The sequence below is a fragment of the Ruminiclostridium hungatei genome (assembly GCF_002051585.1).
Classification (GTDB): domain Bacteria; phylum Bacillota; class Clostridia; order Acetivibrionales; family DSM-1351; genus Ruminiclostridium; species Ruminiclostridium hungatei.
This window is the reverse complement of the sequence record NZ_MZGX01000089.1, coordinates 1-622: the sequence shown is the minus strand read 5'-3', so window position 1 is coordinate 622 and position 622 is coordinate 1. Positions and strand designations below refer to the sequence as shown.

General features: G+C 45.2%; 1 protein-coding gene. It reads left to right on the top strand.

Translation table 11 applies throughout. From position 1 onward, the window contains the following. Positions 1–622, top strand: a 622-nt coding sequence (locus CLHUN_RS21685) for an RHS repeat-associated core domain-containing protein (protein ID WP_133051146.1), incomplete at both ends; no start/stop codon positions are given.

Sequence of the window (622 nt, the reverse complement as noted above, 5' to 3'; positions counted from 1 at the left end):
TCTGCAGCTTCTACAGAAACAGCCTTGTCGGGAACAACCTCCACGGAAAAAGCTTCACTGGAAATAATCCCGATGACAACCCTGGATACAACCACAGAGCAGGCGCTGAGCCTTGAAGCCCAAGCACTGGGTACGGGTGAAAGCAAAAGCAACAATACAGCAAATACTGAGAATAGCATTACAATAAATGAATACAACGGTTTGAACCAACTGGTGAAAGTTACAGAAGGAAGCAATACCTACAGCTATACCTACAATTGGGATGGTCTGAGGGCCTCAAAGACAGTAAACGGTGTCACCACAAACCACATATGGGACGGTGACCAGATGGTGCTGGAAATCGACGGCGCAGGAAACGTAAGCAATAAATACATACGGGGAATAAATCTCATATACTCCGGGGAAGGTGCAAATAGGAGATATTTCCTGTATAATGGTCATGGAGATACAGTGCAGCTTACCAGTACAACCGGAAGTAGCATAAAAGTGTATGACTATGATGCATTTGGTGTAGAGAAGAACATAGACCCTGAGGATACGAACCTGTTCAGGTACTGCGGAGAATATTTCGATAAGGAAACCGGGACTATCTATTTGAGGGCGCGGTACTATAACCCGGAAA